This is a genomic window from Pontimicrobium sp. IMCC45349 (genome assembly GCF_047219225.1).
Classification (GTDB): Bacteria; Bacteroidota; Bacteroidia; order Flavobacteriales; family Flavobacteriaceae; genus IMCC45349.
This window is the reverse complement of the sequence record NZ_CP178208.1, coordinates 2,673,163-2,699,439: the sequence shown is the minus strand read 5'-3', so window position 1 is coordinate 2,699,439 and position 26,277 is coordinate 2,673,163. Positions and strand designations below refer to the sequence as shown.

General features: G+C 31.2%; 20 protein-coding genes. 14 read left to right on the top strand and 6 right to left on the bottom strand.

Features of this window, described 5'->3' with window-relative positions; genetic code table 11:
* The first annotated feature begins 15 nt into the window (after window positions 1-15).
* The 6 genes from ACLII3_RS12600 (at window position 16) to ppgK (ending at window position 9,693) form a co-directional block, all read left to right on the top strand.
* Entirely contained in the window at window positions 16-1,275 is a 1,260-nt protein-coding gene (locus ACLII3_RS12600) for a T9SS type A sorting domain-containing protein (protein ID WP_412984583.1), read from the top strand.
* Window positions 1,276-4,113: a metalloprotease gene (locus tag ACLII3_RS12595; RefSeq protein WP_412984582.1), complete on the top strand. Its 2,838-nt coding sequence runs from the start codon at window positions 1,276-1,278 to the stop codon at window positions 4,111-4,113.
* A gap of 173 nt (window positions 4,114-4,286) precedes the next feature.
* Window positions 4,287-6,698 (top strand): thiamine pyrophosphate-dependent enzyme, encoded by a 2,412-nt coding sequence (locus ACLII3_RS12590; protein WP_412984581.1) that lies wholly within the window; start codon window positions 4,287-4,289, stop codon window positions 6,696-6,698.
* Between the two features lie 88 nt (window positions 6,699-6,786).
* On the top strand, window positions 6,787-8,388 hold the full coding sequence (locus tag ACLII3_RS12585; protein ID WP_412984580.1) for a class I SAM-dependent methyltransferase: 1,602 nt from the start codon (window positions 6,787-6,789) through the stop codon (window positions 8,386-8,388).
* Between the two features lie 10 nt (window positions 8,389-8,398).
* Entirely contained in the window at window positions 8,399-8,878 is a 480-nt protein-coding gene (locus ACLII3_RS12580) for a hypothetical protein (protein WP_412984579.1), read from the top strand.
* 71 nt (window positions 8,879-8,949) lie between these two features.
* Window positions 8,950-9,693, top strand: coding sequence for a polyphosphate--glucose phosphotransferase (gene ppgK / locus ACLII3_RS12575; protein ID WP_412984578.1), 744 nt, complete (start codon window positions 8,950-8,952; stop codon window positions 9,691-9,693).
* Here the strand turns inward: ppgK and holA are convergent.
* A complete protein-coding gene (holA, locus tag ACLII3_RS12570; RefSeq protein ID WP_412984577.1) occupies window positions 9,690-10,694 on the bottom strand; it encodes a DNA polymerase III subunit delta in 1,005 nt (334 codons plus the stop codon). The genes ppgK and holA overlap by 4 nt on opposite strands.
* A gap of 26 nt (window positions 10,695-10,720) precedes the next feature.
* On the opposite strand from holA, the gene ACLII3_RS12565 reads away from it, so the two are divergent.
* From ACLII3_RS12565 to ACLII3_RS12550, 4 genes are all read left to right on the top strand, one after another.
* Complete coding sequence (locus ACLII3_RS12565) at window positions 10,721-11,164, top strand: type I restriction enzyme HsdR N-terminal domain-containing protein (protein WP_412987921.1); 444 nt, start codon at window positions 10,721-10,723, stop codon at window positions 11,162-11,164.
* On the top strand, window positions 11,164-11,592 hold the full coding sequence (locus ACLII3_RS12560) for a hypothetical protein (protein WP_412984576.1): 429 nt from the start codon (window positions 11,164-11,166) through the stop codon (window positions 11,590-11,592). Before ACLII3_RS12565 ends, ACLII3_RS12560 begins: the two co-directional genes overlap by 1 nt.
* A gap of 1 nt (window position 11,593) precedes the next feature.
* Entirely contained in the window at window positions 11,594-12,583 is a 990-nt protein-coding gene (locus ACLII3_RS12555; RefSeq protein ID WP_412984575.1) for a glycosyltransferase family 2 protein, read from the top strand.
* Window positions 12,584-12,675: 92 nt separating this feature from the next.
* On the top strand, window positions 12,676-13,533 hold the full coding sequence (locus tag ACLII3_RS12550) for a flagellar motor protein MotB (protein WP_412984574.1): 858 nt from the start codon (window positions 12,676-12,678) through the stop codon (window positions 13,531-13,533).
* Window positions 13,534-13,587: 54 nt separating this feature from the next.
* On the opposite strand, the gene ACLII3_RS12545 is transcribed toward ACLII3_RS12550, so the two are convergent.
* Together ACLII3_RS12545 and ACLII3_RS12540 are read right to left on the bottom strand one after the other, a co-directional pair.
* Window positions 13,588-14,208 (bottom strand): L-threonylcarbamoyladenylate synthase, encoded by a 621-nt coding sequence (locus ACLII3_RS12545; RefSeq protein ID WP_412984573.1) that lies wholly within the window; start codon window positions 14,206-14,208, stop codon window positions 13,588-13,590.
* Window positions 14,209-14,223: 15 nt separating this feature from the next.
* Complete coding sequence (locus ACLII3_RS12540) at window positions 14,224-16,566, bottom strand: ATP-dependent helicase (RefSeq protein WP_412984572.1); 2,343 nt, start codon at window positions 16,564-16,566, stop codon at window positions 14,224-14,226.
* A gap of 127 nt (window positions 16,567-16,693) precedes the next feature.
* Between ACLII3_RS12540 and ACLII3_RS12535 the strand changes: the two genes are divergently transcribed.
* On the top strand, window positions 16,694-18,247 hold the full coding sequence (locus tag ACLII3_RS12535; RefSeq protein ID WP_412984571.1) for an FMN-binding glutamate synthase family protein: 1,554 nt from the start codon (window positions 16,694-16,696) through the stop codon (window positions 18,245-18,247).
* Between the two features lie 49 nt (window positions 18,248-18,296).
* Window positions 18,297-18,824 carry a hypothetical protein gene (locus tag ACLII3_RS12530; RefSeq protein WP_412984570.1) on the top strand — a complete coding sequence of 176 codons (528 nt, stop codon included), beginning with the start codon at window positions 18,297-18,299 and terminating at the stop codon, window positions 18,822-18,824.
* Here ACLII3_RS12530 and ACLII3_RS12525 read toward each other — a convergent pair.
* Together ACLII3_RS12525 and ACLII3_RS12520 are read right to left on the bottom strand one after the other, a co-directional pair.
* Window positions 18,821-19,729, bottom strand: coding sequence for a patatin-like phospholipase family protein (locus ACLII3_RS12525; RefSeq protein WP_412984569.1), 909 nt, complete (start codon window positions 19,727-19,729; stop codon window positions 18,821-18,823). The genes ACLII3_RS12530 and ACLII3_RS12525 overlap by 4 nt on opposite strands.
* A gap of 106 nt (window positions 19,730-19,835) precedes the next feature.
* Window positions 19,836-21,533, bottom strand: coding sequence for a peptide-N-glycosidase F-related protein (locus ACLII3_RS12520; RefSeq protein WP_412984568.1), 1,698 nt, complete (start codon window positions 21,531-21,533; stop codon window positions 19,836-19,838).
* 72 nt (window positions 21,534-21,605) lie between these two features.
* On the opposite strand from ACLII3_RS12520, the gene recG reads away from it, so the two are divergent.
* Window positions 21,606-23,708 carry an ATP-dependent DNA helicase RecG gene (recG, locus tag ACLII3_RS12515; RefSeq protein WP_412984567.1) on the top strand — a complete coding sequence of 701 codons (2,103 nt, stop codon included), beginning with the start codon at window positions 21,606-21,608 and terminating at the stop codon, window positions 23,706-23,708.
* Window positions 23,709-23,837: 129 nt separating this feature from the next.
* On the opposite strand, the gene ACLII3_RS12510 is transcribed toward recG, so the two are convergent.
* Window positions 23,838-24,944: a DUF2911 domain-containing protein gene (locus tag ACLII3_RS12510; RefSeq protein ID WP_412984566.1), complete on the bottom strand. Its 1,107-nt coding sequence runs from the start codon at window positions 24,942-24,944 to the stop codon at window positions 23,838-23,840.
* Between the two features lie 222 nt (window positions 24,945-25,166).
* Between ACLII3_RS12510 and ACLII3_RS12505 the strand changes: the two genes are divergently transcribed.
* Complete coding sequence (locus tag ACLII3_RS12505) at window positions 25,167-26,216, top strand: hypothetical protein (RefSeq protein ID WP_412984565.1); 1,050 nt, start codon at window positions 25,167-25,169, stop codon at window positions 26,214-26,216.
* Window positions 26,217-26,277 lie beyond the last annotated feature (61 nt).

The following is a 26,277-nucleotide window of genomic DNA, read 5'->3' as shown; positions in this document are numbered from 1 at the left end:
CATATTCTCCCTAAAATGAAAAAAAGTATATTAACTACTTTAGCTTGTTGCTGCATTTTATTCAGCAATCATATTCTTGCACAAGAAACATTTAATGTAATGTTTTACAATGTGTTAAATTACCCTTTGCAACAACCAGCTTCAAGAATTCAACATCTTGAAACAATTTTAGATGATTACCAACCAGATTTGTTTATGATTTGTGAATTAAACAATGAAGAAGGTGCAGATAATATTTTAGCTATTTTACAAGCCGAAAACCCTAGTATACAAAGAGCTCTTTTTGTTCCTAACACATCAGACGATGATATTGGAAATCAAAACGACCTACAAAATATGGTTTATTATGATAGCTCAAAATTTATCTTAGAATCTCAAACAGAAGTTTCCACACTATATCGTGATTTTAATCATTACACCTTAAAGCTCAATACAACTAATCAAAACACAAACCCTATTAGAATAAATGTATTTGTGACACATTTAAAATCTTCAAGTGGTACAGATAATCAAAACATACGTTTAGCAATGGTTAATGATTTTGTAGATTATCTTGAAACCTTGCCTAGTGACAGCTATAATATTTTAGGTGGCGATTTAAACTTGTACACAAACTCTGAGCCTGCTTATCAAGAATTATTAGACAATACTAACAACATAACATTTGTAGACCCAATTAATAGATCTGGGAGTTGGCATAATAATATTAATTATCTAGACGTTTTTACACAATCTACTAGAACACAATCTGGCTTAGGCGGTGCTACTGGTGGGTTTGATGATAGGTTTGATTTTATTTTAACTTCAGAAAACATGTTAACCAATCCTGATATTTTTTATGTAAATGATTCTTACCAAGTATATGGTAACAACAATAATGTTAATTGTTTTAATTCTGAAATAAACTCAAATGATTGTGCTGGAAGTGATTTTAATGCAACTATTAGAAATGCACTATACTATTTTAGTGACCATTTACCTGTAACATTACAACTACAAACAAATGAAAGTCTAAGTATTCCAAAGCATAATGTTGAAAACAATATTGCATTTATTGGAGGTAATCTAATAGACAATAAATTAGAACTTAACATAAAAAATGCTATTTTAGGTGAGAAAAAAATTGCAATTACAAATACTTTAGGACAACAAATTTTAGAAATCAATACTAATAACAACAGTAGAGTTAGTATTGATGTGTCTAATCTATCATCTGGTATTTACTATGTAATTTCACAACAAAACATAAAACCTTTAAAGTTTATTAAGTTATAATTGAAACCTAAGTTTGCCTACATATTATTACTGCTTATATGTCCTTTTATTACTGTTTCTCAGAATAAAATAGATATAAACGCAACGTTTGATGTAGATAAAGATTTTATAAAAATTAAACAGTTTATTGAGTATAAGAACAATTCTAATGATACTTTAAAGACAATCTACTTAAACGACTGGAACAATAGTTTTTCTACTAAAAAAACACCATTAGCCGAACGTTTTGCAGAAGAATACAGTACAAAGTTTCACTTTGCTAAAAATGAAGAAAGAGGTTTTACCGTAATAACTGGCTTAGAGGATGATAACAAACAAAGCCTACATTATGAATATCTTGAACATCATCCAGATATAGTAAAAGTTGAGCTTTCTAATTATATAGCACCACAACAAGCGGTAAAGCTTCATATTAATTACAATGTTAAAATTCAAAGTGATAAATTTACTAGATATGGTGTTACACCTCTAAAAGAGTATAATTTAAAATATTGGTATCTAACACCATCAGTTTATAAAGATGGAAAATGGTTAGCCTACAGTAATAAAAATCTTGATGATTATTACACTCCAAAAGCTAACATCAACTTACAAATTGAAATCCCAAAAAATTATGTAGCTACTACCGAACTAGATTTAGTAAAAACAACACAAAATCAAACAACACAAACTATTATATTTACTGGAAAAAATAGAATAGACAGTAAGCTGTTTTTAAATAAACTACCTATTTACAGAACTATTCAAACAGACTATTTATCAATTGTATCTAACATTAAAGAAAAAGGTCTTAATCCAACAGATAAAGCGATAATTACTGATAAAATTACTGAGTTTATTTCACGTAATTTAGGAAAGTATCCTCATAATAAAATTATAGTTTCTGCTATTGACGCTAAAAAAAATCCAATCTATGGCTTAAATCAATTGCCAGATTTTATTAGACCTTTTCCTAAAAATTTTCAATTTGAATTATTGCTTTTAAAAAACACTATAAGCAATTACTTAGATAACACATTACTAATTGATCCTAGAAAAGATCATTGGTTAAAAGATGGTTTAGAAACTTATTTTTTAATAAAATATATTGAAGAACATTATCCAAATACAAAATTAATTGGGTCACTTGCAAAAATTTGGGGTGTGAGATCTTTTCATATAGCTGACTTAGATTTCAATGCACAATATGGCCTTACATATATGCATATGGCTAGAACAAATAGAGACCAACCACTTAGTATGGCTAAGGACTCTTTATTAAAGTTCAATAAAAATTTAGCTAATAAATACAAAGCTGGAGTTGGTTTAAAATATCTTGAAGATTACCTCAATGCAGATATTTTGCAAAGTAGTATATTAGAGTATTTAGTACAAAACAAAATAAACCCTACTTCTCCTAAGGATTTTGAAACATTGCTAAAAACCAAAACTAGTAAAGATTTAAACTGGTTTTTTAATACTTATGTACAATCAAGAAAAAAAATTGATTTCAAGATTAAGAAGCTAATAAAAACAGAAGATTCAATAACATTCACCATAAAAAATAAAAGAGAAACCAATGTTCCTATTTCATTGTTTACATTAAATAATGACTCTATTATTTCTAAAACATGGATTAACGACATCGCAACTGAAAGAACTTATACTATACCAAGAAAAGATATAAACAAGTTAGTTTTAAATTACGACAACACTATACCTGAATTTAACTTAAGAGATAATTGGAAATCACTAAAAGGTTTCTTTTTTAATAACAAACCATTACAACTTAGACTTTTTCAAGATGTTGAAGACCCATACTACAATCAAGTATTTGTAATGCCTATTTTAGAATTTAGAAATATTTACGATGGTGTAACAGTTGGAGGTAATTTTAACAATAAAACTCTTTTAAGAAAGCCATTCAACTATAGTATTTCTCCTAATTATAGTTTAAAATCAAAGGCTTTAACTGGTGGTGTTTCCATTTATTACAACCAAATGATTGAAGATAAAAACCTATACAACATAACATATGGTTTCTCAGCTTCACACTCATCATATGCAGAAGATTTATTTGCAACTGTATTATCGCCTTACCTAACTTTTAATTTTAGAGATAAAAACGATTTTAGATCAAATAAATATCAAGCATTAAACTTTAGATATGTAGATATTTCAAAAGATGAAGACATAAACAATATAGTAGAAAACCCAGAACCTGATTACAAAATTTTTAATGCTAGATATATTAATACAACACCAGGATTAATAGACTACAATAAATGGTTTGCAGATTTTCAATTGTCAGAAAAATTCGGAAAACTATCTTTTAATTATGAATACAGAAAGTTATTCGAAAGCAATAGGCAAATCAACTTAAGATTTTTCGCTGGTACATTTTTGTATAACAAAAACCCAGAAAACCTAACCTATTTCAACTTTGCCTTAGACAGACCAACCGATTATTTGTTTGACTACAACTACCTAGGACGTTCTGAAGACTCAGGAATATTTAGCCAACAATTAATTATAGCCGAAGGTGGTTTTAAATCTATGTTAGATACACCATATGCAAACCAGTGGATAACAACAATGAACACTAGTACTACTATATGGCGTTATATACAAGCCTATGGCGACATTGGTTTTGTAAAAAACAAACACCATTCCCCTAAGTTTGTTTACGATTCTGGTATTAGATTAGATTTAGTTACTGATTACTTCGAGATATATTTTCCTGTTTACTCAAATTTAGGTTGGGAAATTGCACAACCTAATTACGATCAAAAGATTAGATTCGTTTTTACTGTTGACCCTGAATCATTATTTGGGTTATTTAGAAGAAAATGGTATTAATCTATCAATCCTAGAATTACACATTTCTTAACAGAACTGCATATTTTTAATATAATTTAAAAAATAAACATTTAAAATGCACTTTTGTTAATTATTTGACAATAAATTAACATTTAACAGTATTGCATAAGCGACTTGAATTAACTACTTTTGTAGCACATCAAAATTCGATTATGCAAACAAATCAAGACATTACCAAAGACATCACATATACAGATTTTAAAAAGGAAATCCTTAATGATTACACAATAGCTGTTACAAGTAGAGAATGTAGTTTACTAGGTCGTCGTGAAGTTTTAACAGGTAAAGCTAAATTTGGAATTTTTGGTGATGGTAAAGAAATCCCTCAGTTAGCTTGGGCAAAAGCTTTTAAAAATGGTGATTTCAGATCTGGTTATTATAGAGACCAAACATTTATGATGGCTATTGGTCAATTAACTATAGAGCAGTTTTTTGCAGGATTGTATGCCCATGCTGATATTAAAAACGACCCAATGAGTGCTGGTAGGCAAATGGGTGGACATTTTGGAACGCATAGTCTTGATGAAAATTATAATTGGAAAGATCTTACTAAACAAAAAAATTCTAGTGCTGATATTTCACCTACTGCTGGACAAATGCCTCGTTTATTAGGTTTAGCACAAGCATCTAAAATCTATAGAAACGTAAAAGGTATAAATACCACTAATTTTTCTGTAAAAGGTAATGAAGTTGCATGGGGAACTATTGGTAACGCAAGTACAAGTGAAGGGCTATTTTTTGAGACCATTAATGCTGCTGGAGTATTACAAGTACCTATGGTTATTAGTGTTTGGGATGATGAATATGGAATTTCTGTACATGCAAGACACCAAACTACCAAAGAAAATATTTCTGAAATTTTAAAAGGTTTCCAAAGAGACGATAAAGGAAATGGTTATGAAATTTTAAGAGTAAAAGGTTGGGATTATGTTGAGCTAATTAACACTTACGAAAAAGCAAGTGAAATTGCTAGACAAGAACATGTTCCTGTACTTATTCACGTAGACGAACTAACACAACCTCAAGGACACTCAACCTCTGGTTCTCACGAACGTTATAAAAGTGCAGATCGTCTTAAATGGGAAAAAGAACATGACTGTATCTCTAAGTTGAGAGAGTGGATTGTTTCTAATGACATTGCTACAGAAGAAGAACTTACTACAATTGATAAAAATTTAAAAAGAAAAGTTAGAGAAGGTAAAAAAGCTGCTTGGAACGCTTTTATCACACCTATAAAAGAGGAACAACAACAACTAATTTCTTTATTAAACAAAGTAGCGTCTAGTAGCTCAAATAAAGTATTTATCAATAAACTTACTAATGACTTACAAGCTATTGATGAGCCACTTAGAAAAGACATTGCTTCTACAGCTAGAAAAACACTACGTTATATAGCTTTTGAAAATTCTAACGAAAAGCAACAATTAATTTCATGGATTGACAACTACTTTGCTGTCAACCAACCAAAATACAGTTCATTATTATATAGCGAATCAAAAAAATGTGCTACAAACATTGACGAAGTTAAACCTTCTTATAATGAAGATGCTGAATTAGTAGATGGTAGAATTATTATTAGAGATAATTTTGATAAAATATTTAGCAACTATCCTGAAGCATTAATATTTGGTGAAGATTCAGGAACTATTGGTGATGTAAACCAAGGGCTTGAAGGACTTCAAGAAAAATATGGAGAATTAAGAATATCTGATGCAGGAATTAGAGAAGCTACCATATTAGGTCAAGGTATAGGAATGGCAATGAGAGGTTTGAGACCAATTGCTGAAATTCAATATCTAGACTATTTATTATATGCACTTCAAATCATTAGTGACGATTTAGCTACATTACACTATAGAACATTAGGAAAGCAAAAAGCACCTATGATTATTAGAACTAGAGGTCATAGACTTGAGGGTATTTGGCACTCTGGATCACAAATGGGAGGAATTTTAAATTTAGTTAGAGGTATTCATGTACTTGTACCTAGAAATATGACTAAAGCAGCTGGTTTTTACAATACACTTTTAGAAAGTGACCAACCAGCACTTGTTGTAGAATGTTTAAATGGGTATCGTTTAAAGGAAAAAATGCCAAACAATGTTGGGACATTTAAAACTCCTATTGGTGTTGTAGAAACCGTAAAAGAAGGTAATGACATTACTTTAGTTTCTTATGGTTCAACATTACGCATTGTAGAAGAAGTTGCTAAAGAACTTTTAGAAGTTGGTATAGATGCTGAGATTATTGATATACAGTCATTATTACCTTTTGATTTAAACCATGACATAGTAAAGAGTATTGCTAAAACCAACAGACTTATGGTTATTGATGAGGATGTTCCTGGAGGAGCTTCAGCATACATCTTAAACAAGATAATTGAAGAACAAAATGCTTACGATTACCTTGATAGCAAACCACAAACTTTAGCCGCTAAAGAACATAGACCAGCTTACGGATCAGATGGTGATTACTTTAGTAAACCTTCTAACGAAGATATTTTTGAAGCAGTTTACAATGTAATGCATGAAGTAAATCCTGAAGATTATCCTAAACTTAGGTAATTAAATAATAATAAAAACATAAATATTGAAACGCTTAAATTTACTTTAAGCGTTTTTTTTATCTTTAATAAATACAAACCATGTATTTATGCTTTCAAAAAAAGATAAAACTGAATTAAGAGAAACCATCTTTAGACATCTAGATGGTATCGCAACAGCTACAACAACTTACTCATTACAAAAAGAAGGTGTTTTAGATTTTTTATTAGAAAAACAATCCGTTTCTCTAAACGATATAACCTCAAAATTTAATGCCAATGAAGGATACTTAAATGTAGCATTGAGAATATTATGTTCTCAAGGTTGGCTAAACCAGCAAGTTGATAACAAAAATGACATTATAACTTATAGCATTAATGACAAAAGTGAAGAAGCTTTTAAACTAGCTCATTTATATAAAGACGCTGTAAACCTACTCTCCTACTCAGTTAAATTCCCTGAAGAACGTATTGGTCCTGACGCCTTTAGTGCCTTAGACCGTATTTTTAAAAAATATGAAAAGAATTTTGATTTAGATATATCTAACGAAAACTCTATAGCTTATCAAGTACTCAAACATATAGAAGGCGTCATTGCCGCTCCTATCATTGTTTTACTTGGTGTTAATGGGCTATTTCATAAATATTTTATGGAAGCATCGTTTAGAGCACAAGAGTACCATAACGATCCTGAAAGTTTTAAAAAAATATTAGATTTTTTATCACATCTTGGATGGTTTAACAAGAAAAAAGACACTTATCAATTTACAGATAAAGGATTATTTTTCGCAAAACGTGCAAGTGCATATGGTGTAACTGTTTCTTATTTACCAACATTTTTACAATTAGACGAATTACTATTTGGTAATCCTTTAATATTAAATACCTCTTCACCTGACGAAACTGAAAAGCATGTACATCGTGAAATGAATGTTTGGGGAAGCGGTGGCGCACATTCCACTTACTTTAAAATAATAGACGAGATAATTATTAAACTTTTTAACAAACCTATAGACGAACAACCAAAAGGAATCCTTGATATGGGTTGTGGTAATGGTGCTTTTATTCAACATATTTTTGATGTTATAGAACACCAAACAAGCCGAGGAAAATTGCTAGACGAATATCCTTTATTACTTGTTGGTGCAGATTATAACAAAGCTGCTTTAAAAGTTACAAGAGCAAACCTTATTAAAGCAGATATTTGGGCAAAAGTAATCTGGGGAGATATTGGTCGACCTGATTTATTATCAAAAGATTTAAAAGAAGATTACAATATCGACTTAAAAGATTTACTTAACGTTCGCACATTCTTAGACCATAATCGTATTTGGGAAGCTCCAGAAACAACCACCAATCGAGTTAGTGATTCAACAGGAGCATACGCTTACAAAGGTAAGCGCATTAACAACAATTTGGTTGAAGATTCATTATTAGAGCATTTAAAAAAATGGAAGCCTTATGTTGAACAATTTGGATTGTTAATTATTGAACTCCATACGGTAAATCCAGAATTAACTGCAGCAAACATTGGTAAAACAGCTGCTTCTGCCTACGATGCAACTCATGGTTATTCAGATCAGTTTATATTAGAAGTAGATGTATTTAATAAAGTTGCTCTAGAAGCAGGTTTAATACCAAATGAACAGTATTTTACAAAATTTCCAAATAACAACTTAGCAACCGTTAGTGTTAACCTTTTAAAAGGATAAACCTTACTACATGAAAACAGCAACTGTTACACAACTCAAAAAAGAACTTCAATATCGCGACTCGGAAGAGTTAATAAAACTTTGCTTAAGATTATCACGCTTTAAAAAAGAAAATAAAGAACTACTCACCTACTTACTTTTTGAGGCAGATAATGAAGTTACATATATAGAAGGTATCAAAGAAGAAGTAGATGAAGCCTTTGATAACATTAACACCAGTAGTTACTTTTATATAAAGAAAAGTGTTCGAAAAATTTTAAGAACCATAAAAAAATACATTCGTTATTCCTTAAAAAAAGAAACAGAAATAGAACTTCTACTTTATTTTTCTGAAAAACTAAAGAGCTTCTACCCTTCTATAAATAACAATGTAACTCTAACTAATATTTATTTAAGACAAATAGAGAGTATTAAAAAGAAATTGCCTGCACTTCATGAAGACTTGCAATACGATTATAATATCCAATTAGAAGAATTACTTAACAGCTAAAAACTAGACATTGTATTATCTTTTTACTTTTCTTAAGTTAGCAAACACATAACAACTAACTAAACTAACACATGGAATTATTAGGAATTGATATTGGAGGATCTGGGATAAAAGCAGCAATTGTTGATGCCTCAACGGGAGAATTATTAAGTGAGCGCAAAAGAATTCCAACTCCTAAACCTGCTACTCCTAATGCTGTTTCAGATACAGTTAATGAAATTATAGAAAGTTTAAACTGGAGTGGGCCTGTTGGTGTTTCTTTTCCTACCATTGTAAAAAATGGAAAAGCATTACATTATGGAAACCTAGACAAACAATGGAAAAACACTCAAATAGACAACCTATTTAAAAACCGCTGTAATCAAGATTTTTATGTTGTTAATGATGCTGATGCTGCAGCAATGGCAGAAATGAAGTTTGGAGCTGGAAAAAATAAAAATGGACTCGTAGCTATCATAACTCTTGGCACTGGAATTGGTTCTGGCGTATTTTTTAATGGAAAGCTATTATCAAATTTTGAGTTAGGTCAAATACATGGAAAAAAAGGTGATATCATGGAAAGTTTCGCTGCAGAGTCTGCTAGAAAACGTGAGGATTTAAGCTATAAAGAATGGGGAAAGCGCGTTAGCTACTTTCTATCTCATTTAGAGAATATTATACACCCAGATTTATTCATAATTGGAGGAGGAATCAGTAAAAAAATGGAGAAATTTGAAAAGCATTTAGACATAAAAACACCTATTACGGCTGCTAAACTACTTAACAATGCAGGAATTGTCGGAGCAGCAATGTTTGCTCATGAAAGCATAGACTAACCCATTATTTTAACCATTAACTCCTTAAGTAAATCGCTTTGTGGTAATGCATTAGCGCCAACACCTTTACTTTTCACATCAAACTCACGTAATACAGCTATTACTTGGCTAACCCTACGCATAGGGTAATTTCTTGCTGCACTAATATATTCGTTTGCAAAGTACGGATTGATTCTTAGTGACGATGCTACTGCTCTAGGAGATTTATCATTCAGTCCATGTAACTGTAATAATTGTGAGAAAAAATTATATAATAATGCTATAGTCACTACAGTTGGGTTATCCTTTGGATTATCAGCAAAATAATTAATTATCCTATAAGCCTTAACTCTATTAACTTCGCCTACAGCTTTTCGTAGTTCAAAATTGTTATAATCTTTTGAGATTCCAATATTCTCTTCAATAATTTCTGGAGTTATTTGTTGACCTTGTGGAATAATTAATTTTAACTTTTCTAATTCATTATTTACTTTACTTAAATCAGTCCCTAAAAATTCTACTAGCATTTGTGCTGCTTTAGGAGAAATAGTATAACCTTTAGGAGCTAATACTCGTCTTATCCAATCTGGAACTTGGTTATCATACAATTTCTTACTTTCAAAAACCACACTAGTTTTCTTTAGTTCTTTGTATAACGCCTTACGCTTATCTATTTTTTTATATTTATAGTTAAACACTAAAACTGTGGTAGGTTGAGGATTTTGCGCATAAGACACCAACTTCTCAATATTCCTTGATAAATCTTGAGCCTCTTTAACAATAACCACTTGCCTTTCGGCCATCATAGGAAAACGTTTGGCATTAGAAACTATATCTTCAATAGTAACATCTCTACCATATAAAACCATTTGATTAAATCCTTTTTCCTCTTCAGCTAACACATTTTGTTCAATATAATCTGATATCCTATCTATATAATATGGCTCTTCTCCCATTAAAAAATAAATAGGTTTAAAATTTCCATTTTTTATATCAGTTACTAACTGTTTAACTTCATCCATTGAAAAAAAATTACCAAATTTGTGTAGTGCAAGAACTTAATTTTCCAAAATACACGTTTAGGGTCAAAAATAGCGAAAATAAAACTCTTATTTTTGATGAAATTCGCAAAAAATTTGTTGTCTTACAACCAGAAGAATGGGTAAGACAACATTGTGTAAACTATTTAATTCACGAAAAAAAATATCCAAAATCACTTATAAACGTTGAAAAAGAGCTCATTATAAATGGTTTAAAAAAACGTTATGATATTGTGGTTTTTAATACTGATGGAAGCATTCATATTATAGTAGAATGCAAATCTGCAAAAATAAATATCACTCAAGACACCTTTGACCAAATTGCAAGGTATAATTTAAAGTTAAAAGCCAATTTTTTAATGGTAACTAACGGAATAAATCACTACTTTTGCGTTTTGGATTTAAAAAATGAATGTTATCGTTTTTTAAGAGATTTACCAAACCACAATTAATGAGATTAAGGCACCTTATATTTTTTATCTTTTTTATAAGCAGCAGCTTATCATTCTCACAAAATAGAACACATATTGGCACTTGGGAAACACTTTATGAAAGTAACCCTATTAGAATGGTATTAGATAAATATGGTGTATTAACATTTAAGGTTGGAAATAAAATTCTTGGTGGTAATAATTATGTTGAAGACGGTAAACTTCTATCTATGCATTACAAAGCAGAATATAGTAAATCAAAAATTACACTTACCATAATAATAAAAGACAAGAAGAAAAACCAAGTCATAAAAAAAGACACTGGAATTCTTACTTTCATTGACCCTAACAACATTACTCTTTGCTTCAAAAAACCTATTGAAAGTGAAGATGATGATAGCGCTCTAGAATATGCAAATGACTGTCGATCTTTCTTAAAGATTAAGTAGATTGAAAGTTGCTATTGTTATACTAAATTGGAATGGTAAAGAACTATTAGAACAGTTTCTTCCATCTATAATTGAACATTCAACTTCTGCCAATATATATGTAGCTGATAACGCTTCTACAGATGAGTCACTAAACATTATAAATAACAATTTCTCTTCAGTAAAAATTATTAAAAACAAAACTAATTTAGGTTTTGCTGGAGGTTACAATAATGCTTTAAAAGAAGTTAACGAAGAAATCATTTGTCTTTTAAATAGTGATATAGAGGTTACAAAAAACTGGCTAACTCCAATCATTGAACAATTTAAAACAGAAGACAACACAGCAATAATACAACCAAAAATTCTAGACTTTAAAGATAAAAATAAGTTTGAATATGCTGGTGCAGCTGGAGGTTACATTGATAAATATGGCTATCCATACTGTAGAGGAAGAATCTTTAGTACTATAGAAGAAGACACTAATCAATACAATAACAACAAAGACATTTTTTGGGCTTCTGGCGCATGTTTTTTTATTAGAAATAGTGTTTTTAAAAAACTAGATGGTTTTGACCAATCATTTTTTGCTCATATGGAAGAAATTGATTTATGTTGGAGAGTAAAAAACCATGGTTATAATATTAGTTACAATGGTAACTCACATGTATATCATGTTGGTGGTGCAACATTAAAAAACACAAACCCCAAAAAGACATTCCTAAATTTTAGAAATAGTTTATTAATGCTAGTAAAAAATGCTCAAAAGCCAATCTTTTCTTTAATTCTTATACGCCTTTGTTTAGATGGCATTGCTGGAATTCTTTTTTTACTAAAATTAAAGCCCTTACACTGTTTCGCTATTATTAAAGCTCATTTTAGTTTTTATTCAAAACTCACTTTTGCACTTAAACAACGAAAATCATTAAACCAGAACATTAAACACTACAAAATAGCATCTATAGTCTGGTCATATTACATTAATCGCAAAACAACATTTAACAAACTTTAATTTATTCGTAAAAGTTTTGTTAATCACTAATACAGCTGTTAAATTTTCAATACTTTTGCTATTTATTTACAGTAATTTTAATATTATTTATTATGAAAAGACACCTTTTATTTGGTTTATGCACAATGTTAATGCTTAGTTCGTGTGTTTCTAAAAAGGAATTCGCAGCTCTAGAAGCAAAACACAAAGAAACTCAAGATTTATTAAATACTGCTACAGTTAAACTTAACAGCTGCTTGTCTGACAAGGCTGCTGCTAATGCAAGTTTAGATGCTTTAAAAGATCAATTATCTGACTTACGAAAATCTAACAAAGCTTTAATTGAAAGCACTAAGGATATGACTATCCTAACAACAAAAGGAGCAGAAAATCTTGAAAAATCTTTAGAAAGCTTAAAAGAAAAAGATTTAAAAATATCTCGCTTACAAGATGCATTAACAAAAAAAGACAGTGTAACACTTGCTATAGTAACTAGCCTTAAAAAAGCTGTTGGCATTAACGATCCAGACATTGAAGTTAATGTTGAAAAAGGAGTGGTGTTCATATCTATTGCTGATAAATTATTATTTAAAACAGGAAGTTATACAGTTACAGACAAAGCAAAATCAGTGTTAGCTAAAGTTGCGAAGGTTATTAATGACAAACCTGACTTTGAAGCTATGATTGAAGGACATACAGATAGTCGTTCATACAGTAAAGGTGTATTAGTAGACAACTGGGATTTAAGTGTAAAACGTTCTACATCAATTATTAGAGTTTTACAAGAATTAGGTGTTAACCCAAGTCAATTAATTGCAGCTGGACGTAGTAGTTATGTTCCTTTAGCTGAAAATGACACTGCTGAAAACAGAGCTAAAAACAGAAGAACAAGAGTGGTTGTTTTACCTAAAATTGACCAATTCTACGAAATGATAGAAAATGAAATGAAAAACCTTTCTTCAGAAAACTAGATAGTTCTTAAAGCATATTATAAAAAAAGCCTAATCTAATAGATTGGGCTTTTTTTATAATATATCTAAACTTCCTTTTCCTTCCCTAACTACTTCAACTTCACCTTGTGATACATCTATTACTGTTGAAGCCTCATTACCACCATAACCAGCATCAATAACAACATCTACTTTATCTTTCCACTTTTCATAAATCAACTCAGGGTCTGTTGTATACTCTATAACCTCATCTTCATCTCTAATAGATGTAGAAATAATAGGATTACCTAATTGATAAACTATTTCTTGAGCTATCGAGTTATCTGGAACACGAATACCAACCGTTTTTTTCTTTTTAAAAGGATTTGGTAATGACTTTGCTCCAGGTAAAATAAAGGTATAAGCTCCTGGAAGTGCCCTTTTAAGTAACTTAAATGTTGCATTATCTATTTGCTTTACATAATCACTTAAATTACTTAAATCATTACATATAAAAGAAAAATTAGACTTTTCTAACTTAACGCCTTTTATCTTAGCCACACGCTCTAAAGCTTTTATATTAGTAATATCACAACCTAATCCATAAACAGTGTCTGTAGGATATATAATCAAACCTCCACTTCTAAGTACTTTAACAACTTTATCAATATCTCGCGGATTTGGATTTTCCTCATATATTCTAACATACTCTGCCATACTACTTATTTTACATTAACCTATAACTTGCAATTTAGCAAAACGTAACAACAACTTCTTTACACCTCCTGCTTCAAATTTAATTTCAGCTTTAGTATCGGCACCTTTACCTTCTATCTTTAAAACTTCTCCTTTACCAAAACGCAAGTGCTTTACTATATTTCCTGCCACTAAGTTATTATCAAACAAGTTAGTTGTAGCTTCATTACTTGTCGTTACTTTTTTTAGCTTTTTAGGTACACTAATTTCAAATTTTTCTGGAGCTTTTTTAGTTGGTATTTTAGCACCTTTTTTCTGGAACTTAGGCTGAACAGGCTTTTTAAATCTTATTTTATTTGGTTGTGTGTCTCCAAAAATATCTGGAGATAACATTGGATTTATTCTACGCTCCTCCATTGGAGTTATTACGTCTAAATATTCGTCATCAATTTCTTCAATAAAACGACTTGGGTCAGAGTCTACTAATTTCCCCCAACGATAACGTGACAATGCATAGGTTAAATAGGCTTGTTTTTCCGCTCTTGTTAATGCTACATAAAATAAACGACGTTCCTCTTCTAATTCACTACGCGTATTCATGCTCATTGCACTAGGAAATAAATCTTCTTCCAAACCAACTATAAACACATTATCGAATTCTAGTCCTTTTGCTAGGTGAATGGTCATTAATGCTACATGGTCATCATCGCCTTTATCAGAATCTAAATCTGTAGCTAAAGCCACATCTTCTAAAAATTCTGCTAAAGAATCTGAGGCATCAGCAAGCTCCATTTGTCCTTCAACAAAATCTTTAATACCATTTAAGAGTTCTTCAACATTTTCTAATCTAGTAATACCTTCAGGTGTACCATCCTTATTAAACTCTTTAATTAAGCCACTAGTCTTTACAATATGTTCAGATAAATCAAAAGCATTGGCAGTTTGATTCATCACTTGATAGCTTTCTATTAAAGTAACAAAATCTCTAAGTTTATTTTTAGTACCACCATTTATTTTAATATCAACTTTGTCTATATTTTTAATTACTTCAAAAATTGATCGATTGTACCCATTGGCTGCCACTACTAACCTATCTATAGTTGTTTGACCAATACCACGTGCTGGATAATTAATAACACGCTTTAAAGCCTCTTCATCTGCTGGATTTAATACCAATCGCAAATACCCTAAAACATCTTTAATCTCTTTTCGTTGGTAGAAAGATAGTCCTCCATAAATCTTATAAGGAATATCTCGTTTACGAAGCGCATCTTCTATAGCACGAGATTGTGCATTTGTTCTATACAACACTGCAAATTGACTGTTTTTTTGCTGATGTTGCATTTTACCATCCCAAATCGTACTTGCAACAAAACGTCCTTCATCACCATCAGTCAAAGAACGATGTACCTTAATTTTTTCTCCTTCTTCATTAGCAGTCCAAACGACTTTGTCTAACTTAGTTTGGTTATGTTCAATTACAGAATTAGCAGCATTTACAATATTTTTTGTAGAACGATAATTTTGCTCTAATCGATACATTTGTACATTATCGTAATCCTTTTGGAAGTTTAAAATATTGCTAATATTAGCGCCTCGGAAAGCATAAATACTTTGTGCATCATCACCAACAACACATATGTTTTGAAAACGGTCTGCCAACGCTCGTACAATTAAATATTGAGAATGATTGGTATCCTGATACTCATCTACCAAAATATATCTAAACTTATCTTGATATTGAGCCAATACTGCTGGGAATCTCGTCAACAATTCATTGGTTCTCAACAATAAATCATCAAAGTCCATTGCGCCAGCTTTAAAACAGCGATCCACATACTCTTTATAAATCTCCCCCATTTGTGGTCGTTTAGCCATTGCATCTGCTTCCATTAAGTCAGGGTTATTAAAATAAGCCTTTACAGTAATCAAACTGTTTTTATACGATGAAATTCTAGAGTAAACTTGTTTAGTTTTATAAACGTCTTTATCTAAGCCTTTTTCTTTTATAATCGATCCCATTAAACGCTGAGAGTCTTGCGTATCATAAATTGTAAAATTGCTTGGAAAACCAAGGTGATGTCCCTCAAAGCGTAAAATTTTTGCAAATACGGAGTGAAATGTTCCCATCCACAAATTTTTGGCTTCACTTCCTACAATTTGTGCAATACGCTCTTTCATTTCACGCGCAGCTTTGTTAGTAAAAGTTAAAGCTAAAATATTAAACGCATCAACACCTTGATGCATAAGATATGCTATACGATAAGTAAGTACTCTTGTTTTTCCCGATCCTGCTCCAGCTATCACAATCATAGGACCATCTTTTTGAATAGTTGGTGCTAATTGTGCCTCATTTAACTGACTTAAATATTTCTCCAATTCTAATAATTTTTTAAAACGTGAATTTAAGTAATGTTGTGCTTATTATATGAGCTTTACACGAATAATTATAAACAATTATTTTTCCTGTTTTTTTTAAATATCTTTACTCCTAAATTACGCTTTTATGGATCTTCTAATCGATTTTTTTTCTCACATTTCATGGTGGATGTGGATATTAATAGTGCTAGCCCTAGTTGCTATAAGAGATATTTTTATTCAAAAAAAACACACTATAAGCCACAATTTCCCAATTGTTGGACATCTACGTTATTTACTTGAAAGTATTGGTCCAGAAATGCGTCAATATTTTGTAGCTAACAATAGAGAAGAATTACCTTTTAACCGTATAGAACGCGGTTGGATTTATGCGTCAGCTAAAAAAGAAAACAATTACGAAGGGTTTGGTACAGATAGAGACATCTACGCTCATCAGCATATATTTATAAACAATGCAATGCTACCTTATAAAGTTGACAACAACCATCCTAATGCAATTGATAAAACTTTCTTACCCTGTGCAAAAGTAATTGGAGCATATAATAAGCGAAAAAGACCATATCGACCAGCTTCAGTAATTAATGTGTCAGCAATGAGTTTTGGTTCTCTATCTGCAAAAGCAATAGAATCCTTAAACAAAGGTGTAGAAATTGCAGATGCTTATCATAATACTGGAGAAGGAGGTTTATCACCTTACCACAGTAATGGAGGTGACGTGGTGTTTCACTTTGGAACGGGTTATTTTGGAGTTCGAGGTGAAGATGGAAACTTTTCTATGGAAAAAATGAAAGATTTAGTGGAACAAAATCCATTTATCAGAGCAATAGAAGTAAAATTATCTCAAGGTGCTAAACCTGGAAAAGGCGGAGTTTTACCTGGAAAAAAAATCACAAAACAGATTGCAGAAATTCGTGGTGTAGAAGTTGGAAAAGATGTTCTCTCTCCTCCTAATCATTCTGCTTTTTCTAATGTAAAAGAAATGGTAGATTTTATTGAAGCTATTGCTGAAGAAACAGGATTACCTGTTGGGATAAAAGCTGCTATTGGTAAATTAGACCAGTGGAAAGAATTGGCAGATATAATGAAAACTACAGGAAAAGGTCCCGATTTTATAACTATTGATGGTGGTGAAGGTGGTACTGGAGCTGCTCCTCCAAGTTTTGCTGATCACGTATCTTTACCTTGGGTTTATGGCTTTGCCGATTTATACAAATTATTTAAAGAAAATGATTTATCAGAACGTATTGTCTTTATTGGAAGCGGAAAATTAGGCTTTCCTGCTAAAGCCGCTATGGCATTTGCAATGGGAGTTGATTGTATTAATGTAGCTCGTGAAGCAATGATGAGTATTGGTTGTATTCAAGCGCAAATATGTCATACAAATCGTTGTCCTGCTGGAATTGCTACTCAAAGCAAATGGAAACAAAGTGGAATTAATGTGCCTTTAAAATCGGAGCGTTTAGCTCAATATTTCAAGACATTCAAAAAAGAACTCATCGAAATTACACACGCAGCTGGTTACGAACATCCTTGTCAGTTCAAAATGAGTGATATTGAAGTAAATGTAGATGACCATAACCTGAGTAAAGAGCTTGACAGAACATATAAGTATATTAAATCTCCAGTACCTTTCACAAATATGCAAGCATTAAAAGATTGTGAGCATTTAGGAGGAAAATAATCTTGTACAAAACCAAAAAAGGAAGTAAGTTTACTCACAATTTAATATTATGGGAGAAAATATATTAGGACTTATTCTATACTGTGTACCAGCTTTAATTACTGGGGCAATTGCTTTCTTATTTTTTAAAGAACACATCTATAATGAAAACAATAGACGTAATTATTTATTACATAAAGAAAACCAAAAAGAAACCCTTCCTATTCGTTTACAAGCATACGAAAGAATGGCTTTATTTCTAGAACGCATTTCACCTAACAAACTCCTTGTTAGAACAAACCCATTATCTTCAGATAAAGACAGTTACGAAACTTTACTTATACAAAGTATCGAACAAGAGTTTGAACATAATTTATCACAACAAATTTACATAAGTGACGAATGTTGGAGCATTATTAATGCTGCTAAAAACGCTACAGTACAGCTTATAAGAAAATCTAGTTTGTCTGACAAAATTAACTCTGCTGATAAACTTAGAGAAGCTATCTTAACTGATAGTATGGACAAAAGAGCTCCTAGTGACGCTGCACTTTCTTTTATAAAAGAAGAAGTTAATAAACTTTGGTCTATCAATTAACCCTTTAATTCATTAAATAATTGTGATTCATGTTTTGATTTTGCATAATCAAAACCTTCTTGCCACCATTTTACCATTAACCGTTTACTAAAAATCAAAGAATTTTCGGTTAAACTGGTAGGCGTATAATATAAATTTAACTTTACGTTATTGTGCTTAGCTGCAAGTTTTCCTATTTCAATATCACTCTTTTCAACTTGATCTAACAAATGCGAGAATAGACTCATCATTAATGAAAAAGGGTTTTTACCCAATACTTTTTGTCGTTCCATATTCTCCGATTCTAAAACAACAGCATCAACCTCTGTAGCACCTCTTTTAATAGCTTCTCTAATAGGAATAACACAACCTAAACCTCCATCAGCATACTCATAACCATTTACAGTCGCTAACGACATAAACGGAATGTAATTACACGAAATCCATATCCAATTACAAAATTCTTCATAAGTACAGTCTTTTACAGATTTATACTCAACTCTATTTTTTGACAAATTAGAAACTGTAACTACTACATCCTCTCTAGTACGTCTAATTTTATCAAACTCTTCAATAGTAAACTTTTTCTTTATGTTTTTTCGCAATGCTTTACTTTCTCCAAAAGTCCTTTTTAACTTTATAAACTGCCATAATGAATTAATAAAATTTATGGATACATATTCCCTATCTCCCTTTTTTCGCTGCACAAATGGATTAACACTAAATATATCTCTTTGAGTAACACTAGTAAAAATATCATAGACCTTAGAAACATTTCCTGTTGCTAAATGTGGAATCAACAAACTTCCAGTAGAAGTACCTAAAAACAAATCATAAGACTTATTTTGTTCTTCCATAAGGTATTGCGCTACACCACCTGCAAACGCTCCTTTACTTCCTCCTCCAGATATAACTAATGCTTTCATATAAGTAATTATCTACATAAAGATGAAAATAATAGCTATAACATCAAAACATAAACCCATAAAAAAAGCACGCTTATGCGTGCTTTTTTTATTATACAATCACTAATTAATCAGTAACGGTTGGTTTACTTATCATTGTATTACTTTTTACTACAACATAAGTTGAGGTTGCATAATACGCATTACCATTTCCTCCATCAGAAACCCAATTTGAAAAAACATACTCAAAATTAAATGCACTACCAGCATTTGGACTACCAAATTGATCTATTCGTGCAGGCACAACCATACCAGGACACCAACCAGCTCTATTAGGCGTCCAGTTGCCTGGACTTTGATTACTTATTGGATTACTCGCGCAACCTAAAGGACCTAACTCATGCTGAAAAGCTAAAACACCATCCAACATCACATCATGCGTTCTATAACACCATTCAGCACAAGGTCTTCCATCTGGATCATTTGGTGTTGCATGTCCCCAACCAGAAATTGTAGTTCTTAAATGTGTACTTTCAGCATTTGAAGGGATAGAAATTTGTTTTGTCAAATCAAAATTATGACCTACACCATAAGGGACACCACTTATGGAATTTCCATGATACCCTAACACCTCAGAAACAGCATAATAAGGATAATCAGGCACACCTTCTATAAAATCAAAATCAACTGTAATTATATCAGCTTTAGCCGTCCAATTTTCTATATATATTCTCAATTCAACATTTCCTTCTAATAAAGATTTAAAATCTGTTACATCAAACTCTAGTCCTCTTTCTAATTGCTGTGTACCTGTCCAATAAGGTGTAATATATCTTCCCATTTCATACCAATTACCAGAGCTTGGATCTTTAACCTGCACATTTGCAAAACGATCCCAATCATCACATCCTGTTGCAGGACAGTCAATTTGCAAGTACATTTTTATTTCCTTAATATTACTCAAATCTGAATGCAAATTAAAGAATTGAGCAGCAGATTGATTAAAACCACCACCAAAACCTAAAGCTTGCTCATTAAAAGCTAAATAATTATGAATTATTGGCGTTCCCTCTCCAGACAAATCAACACTTACGTTTTCCGCTTCAGCATTTTGAATATCTAATGCTCCAGAAATGCTTGCCACAACAGTTGGCGTAAACCTAACGTATATAGAAAATCCATTATTTGCAGTTTCAGCATCTACTTGTAATTCATTAGTAAACATATTATCATCTAAAGAAATTGAAAAACCTTCAGCAACACTTAAATTTACATTTGTTTCTAAATTATCACCATTTACAACTAGTTCTTGCGAACTAGACATCTCACCAACTACTGTATCCTCAAAAACCAATGCAGACGAATTAACACTAATTACAGGTGTAATACTAACACCTACTCCATTCAAAACTTTAGTAACAGATGTTGCTTGACTACTTTGAAATGTTAGTGTTCCACTATTACTACCAACAGCATTTTCTGTTGGTGCAAACCTCACATACACAGTTTGAGAAGCAGCATTAGCATCCTCTGCAGAGATAGCTACCTGCGAAGAAAAATCGGTGTTATTTAAAGACACCTGAAAGTTAGCAGTTACAGACACATTTAAAGCAGACGATAAATTTGACGCTGCAACAGATATATTTTGAGACGCAGACACACTTAATACATCTGTATCAGGAAACTGCATTGCGCTTGTATCTACTGAAATAACTGGTGTAGCAGGTGTACCTGAAGAATCATCTCCTCCACAACTTGTAAGCAGAACAATTGAAAAAATTGATAATAATGCCTTAAAAGCAAATTTGAATTTAGTTGTTTTCATTAGTTAAGTTTAATAATTTGCAACAATATATTTAATAATTAAAAACATAACTAGTAAAAGCTTAAAAAACAATTGAATTCCAAACTTCAAACCCCAATAGATTACTTAAAAGGCGTAGGTCCAAATCGAGCTGATTTACTACGCAAAGAACTTGGAATTCACACTTATCAAGATTTAATAAACTTATTTCCAAACAGATATCTTGACAAAACAAAATACTACAAAATTAACCAACTACAACGCAATAGTGCCGAAGTACAAATAGTTGGACAAATAACACGTCTTAGAGAGGTAGCACAAAAAAGAGGCAAACGTTTAGTAGCCACTTTTCAAGATGATACTGGCAATATGGAACTGGTTTGGTTTAGAGGTCAAAAATGGATTAGAGAAAATTTAAAATTAAATACCACCTACGTTATTTTTGGTAAAACCAATTGGTTTAACAATAGTTTTAGCATGCCTCACCCAGAGATGGAGTTAAAAATAACTCACGAGAAAAGCTTGAGTTCTGCAATGCAAGCTATTTATCCTTCAACCGAAAAATTAGCAAACAAAGGCATTTCTAATCGTGTTATTACAAAAATAATGCAACAATTGTTTTTAGAAACTAAAGGAAAGTTTTCTGAAACACTATCAAACAATATATTAAAAGAGCAAAATTTATTATCAAAAAGTGAAGCACTTTTTAATGTTCATTTTCCTAAAAATCCTGAGATACTTTCCAAGGCTCAATTCAGGTTAAAATTTGAAGAATTATTTTACATTCAATTACAATTAATCTTAAAAAATTTAATTCATAAATCTAAAATAAAAGGCCATCCTTTTGCTCAAGTTGGAAATTATTTCAACTCCTTTTTCAAAGAGCATTTACCATTTCAATTAACCAATGCGCAAAAGCGAGTTATTAAAGAAATTCGCCATGATTTAGGAAGCAATGCGCAAATGAACCGACTTTTACAAGGTGATGTTGGTTCTGGAAAGACCATAGTTGCACTAATGTCAATGTTTATAGCACTTGACAACGGTTTTCAAGCCTGTTTAATGGCGCCAACTGAAATTTTGTCAGTCCAACACTATAATGGATTACTTGAATATTGTAAAAAACTGAATATCAACATAAAACTATTAACAGGTTCAACAAAAACTTCAATAAGAAAAGAAATCCATGAAAACCTAGAAAATGGACAATTACAGATACTAATTGGCACACATGCACTCCTTGAAGATAAAGTGAAATTTAAAAATTTAGGACTTGCAATTATTGACGAACAACATAGATTCGGAGTTGCGCAACGAAGTAAACTTTGGAAAAAAAACGTAGCTCCTCCTCATATTTTAGTCATGACAGCAACACCAATTCCTCGCACTTTAGCAATGTCTGTTTATGGCGATTTAGACATCTCAATTATTGACGAATTACCAGCTGGTAGAAAGCCCATAAAAACGGTTCACAGATACGACAATAATCGCCTTAAAGTTTTTAGATTTATTAGAGATGAAATTTCAAAAGGTCGACAAGTTTATGTTGTCTATCCTTTAATTCAAGAAAGTTCAAAAATGGACTATAAAGATTTAATGGATGGATATGCAAGTATAGAACGTGAATTTCCAAAACCAGATTATCAAATTTCTATTGTACATGGTAAAATGAAGCCAACAGACAAAGATTACGAAATGCAACGCTTTGTAAATGGTGAAACACAAATTATGGTAGCTACAACTGTTATAGAAGTTGGTGTTAATGTACCTAATGCTTCTGTAATGATTATTGAAAGTGCCGAACGTTTTGGTTTATCACAACTACATCAGCTTAGAGGTCGTGTTGGTAGAGGTGCCGAACAAAGTTATTGTATTTTAATGACCAGCCATAAACTCTCTAACGATAGTAAAACACGCTTAGAAACTATGACACGAACTAACGATGGCTTTGAAATTGCTGAAGTAGATTTAAAATTAAGAGGCCCTGGAGATATTATGGGAACTCAGCAAAGTGGTGTACTTAATTTAAAAATTGCAAACATTGTAAAAGATAAAGATGTATTGCAACAAGCACGCTTCTATGCAAAAAAGGTATTACAACAAGACCCATCGCTTGGACATCCAGAAAACCAAGTAATACTTGACACTTACAGAGCTATGAGCAAGTACAAAAACCTTTGGAACTACATAAGTTAAAGGCTACCTGAATATTTTATTGTACATTTTAATAGAAGCATCTTAATGTGTAATGTAACTAACCAAACAAACATTAACCATTAAATACAATAATTTCAGGTAACCAATTAACACATAGCAATTCGTTTTTTAATTGATATCTTCTCCTTTTTCTAATTTTTCAATATTAGCCTGTACTCTACCCTTGCTTCCAGCATTAGGAGCATTTTTTAAAGCAATACGCAAATGTTTTAAAGCTTCTTTGTAGTTACCTTGAGCAGAATAACCTCTTGCTAAACCATAATGTACTGGCCATTGTCCTTTATTATTTTTTTCGTTTTGTTTAAAAACATCCAATGCCTTATCTGTTAAACCAAACGTAATAAACTGACGCCCTATTTGATGCATTTCTAACAAGCTAGCCTTAGGCATATAACTTTCTATTGCAGCTACAGCTTCATCTTTACGACCTAATTTATTTAATATTCCTGCTTTAATATTAGTGTTATTAAAATCCTGCTGACTAAAAAATTGTCCTGAAATAGCTGCATTAACCCAACTTAAAGCCTCGTCAAGATCTCCTCCATTGTTTAAAGCATAATTTGCTGCTTGTTCCCATGATTGTTTATTGAATCCTGGTTGGTTTTCTAGTTTTTGTCTAATATCGTTTAATACAATACTAGTCACGTCTAATTCTATTTTAAATGGAATTTGTTTTTTCTCCCAATTTAATGCAGCTGTTGCAGAATTAGCATCCACAGCAATAAAATCGTAAGTAAGTAATTCTGTATGCGGTATACTTTTGGTATTCACCTCTACTCTTAAAGCATCTTCACTTGGTTTATAAAAATAACTTCCCCAAGCAGTATGGCTGTTAGAAAATATTAGTGTTGCAGTATCGTTTTCATGCACAATCATATGCAGCCCATAAACGCCTGCTTTTAATGGTTTCCCTTCAATAGTTACATCGTCTGTAAATTTTATAACAGTATTTTCGTTTGCTCCAGCACGCCAAGGCGACTCTGTTGCAGTACCAAAACCTAAATTATTCATGCCATAAGGCACAAGTTTTCCCCAAACCTCACGACCATTAACACTTGGTCTAGAATATTTAATGTAAATTTTTGAAATCCCAACCGTTTGAGAAACAGTTGCTTTTTGGCTACCTCGTGGCAAATCTAATTGCGCAAAAGTAGTAGACGTTACTAGCATAGCAATAAAAGTAGCAATACCAATAAGGTGGTTGATTGTTTTCATTTTGATTTGATTAATTAGTTGAACAGGAAAAAGGTAGATACATTAACAGCACAGTATTGTTAGCATTCTGTTAATTAACATTTTAATTAAGAATATTTTATGATTTAAAAAACAATAAAGTTTAGTGACAACTACGTAGAAATACGTATTGATTTTCTTACTTAAAAAAGCTAACTTCGTTTAACAATTTATATAAACACATTGCACATCATTAAAACCGTAATGCTAAAAAAAATAATACAAAATATTATTAGAGAAAACAATAAAGCGCCTGAAGCTGTGCAATGCTTATGGTATTCAGACGTTAATTATTTGGCATTGGATGTTGAGTTAGTTTTTAAAACTAAAAAAGGTTATGAAAAGAAAAGGGTAAGTACTCTAAATTATATGGACTTTGAAAATCAGAAAGAATTGAGTGAAGAGGCTGAAAGAATTGGAAAAACCTTAGCTAAAAAGTATAACGCTGAATTTTATTTTCCATCACCTAATGAATGGTCAAGAGATTGTCCAGATTGGTGGAAATCGAAAAAAGCATTTAAATGTGAAGATTGCGAAACACCAATTATACAAACTGATAGTAAATATCTTCCTAAAAAGATTTGTTATCCTTGTCATTTAAAAAGAGAACAAAATGAACGCCTTAAAAATGACCAAACAACAGAAGATAGATATTCATTTTATAATATAAATTTAGAAGAATTACCAATTTTAAGTTACTCAACAAGCCTTGAAAACTTAATTGTTTATCAATACTTAGATAAAAAAGAAATTGAGAATAATTTTATTGGAAATTTTGGCACGTACAATATTGACAGAAATAAACTTATTGAACTCAAAACTAAACTAGAGAATGAAATTGACAAAATACTATTAAAATATAATAAGCCTGAACTACCTAAAAGAATATCAAAATTAAGTGGAACGACTAATATTATTTATAAAAAAGTTAAATATGAATTATTTAGTCACTTTGATCGGAATTTAATACACTTAATATCAAATTATAATGATTATCAAAAAGCAATAAATGAAGAGCAGCAATATAAATTATTTGGTCTGAAAGAAATTACAAAGAGAGATGATTCAATTCTTCGATATATTAATTATAAGTGCAAAGGTGAATGTAAGGTAAATGAAGTAATTGAAAATTATAATGACGTTATTTCCAAAAATGAAGTTAAGGAAACACTTGAAAGATTAGTAGAAGTTGGCTGCTTATTGTCACAAAATAATAAAGTTCAAATTACAAGTGACGGCAAAAGTATAATTTAATTAAACCAACACATAATAATAGCTATAAGTAATTGCTTGTTCTCTCCTATTTCTGAAATTT

What these genes read in the sequence shown, in the direction of transcription:
- ACLII3_RS12600 (WP_412984583.1), top strand. Translation starts at nt 16, where the DNA reads ATGAAAAAAAGTATATTAACTACTTTAGCTTGTTGCTGCATTTTATTC.
- ACLII3_RS12590 (WP_412984581.1), top strand. Translation starts at nt 4,287, where the DNA reads ATGCAAACAAATCAAGACATTACCAAAGACATCACATATACAGATTTT.
- ACLII3_RS12585 (WP_412984580.1), top strand. Translation starts at nt 6,787, where the DNA reads ATGCTTTCAAAAAAAGATAAAACTGAATTAAGAGAAACCATCTTTAGA.
- ACLII3_RS12580 (WP_412984579.1), top strand. Translation starts at nt 8,399, where the DNA reads ATGAAAACAGCAACTGTTACACAACTCAAAAAAGAACTTCAATATCGC.
- ppgK (WP_412984578.1), top strand. Translation starts at nt 8,950, where the DNA reads ATGGAATTATTAGGAATTGATATTGGAGGATCTGGGATAAAAGCAGCA.
- holA (WP_412984577.1), bottom strand. Translation starts at nt 10,694, where the DNA reads ATGGATGAAGTTAAACAGTTAGTAACTGATATAAAAAATGGAAATTTT.
- ACLII3_RS12560 (WP_412984576.1), top strand. Translation starts at nt 11,164, where the DNA reads ATGAGATTAAGGCACCTTATATTTTTTATCTTTTTTATAAGCAGCAGC.
- ACLII3_RS12550 (WP_412984574.1), top strand. Translation starts at nt 12,676, where the DNA reads ATGAAAAGACACCTTTTATTTGGTTTATGCACAATGTTAATGCTTAGT.
- ACLII3_RS12545 (WP_412984573.1), bottom strand. Translation starts at nt 14,208, where the DNA reads ATGGCAGAGTATGTTAGAATATATGAGGAAAATCCAAATCCGCGAGAT.
- ACLII3_RS12535 (WP_412984571.1), top strand. Translation starts at nt 16,694, where the DNA reads ATGGATCTTCTAATCGATTTTTTTTCTCACATTTCATGGTGGATGTGG.
- ACLII3_RS12530 (WP_412984570.1), top strand. Translation starts at nt 18,297, where the DNA reads ATGGGAGAAAATATATTAGGACTTATTCTATACTGTGTACCAGCTTTA.
- ACLII3_RS12525 (WP_412984569.1), bottom strand. Translation starts at nt 19,729, where the DNA reads ATGAAAGCATTAGTTATATCTGGAGGAGGAAGTAAAGGAGCGTTTGCA.
- ACLII3_RS12520 (WP_412984568.1), bottom strand. Translation starts at nt 21,533, where the DNA reads ATGAAAACAACTAAATTCAAATTTGCTTTTAAGGCATTATTATCAATT.
- ACLII3_RS12510 (WP_412984566.1), bottom strand. Translation starts at nt 24,944, where the DNA reads ATGAAAACAATCAACCACCTTATTGGTATTGCTACTTTTATTGCTATG.
- ACLII3_RS12505 (WP_412984565.1), top strand. Translation starts at nt 25,167, where the DNA reads ATGCTAAAAAAAATAATACAAAATATTATTAGAGAAAACAATAAAGCG.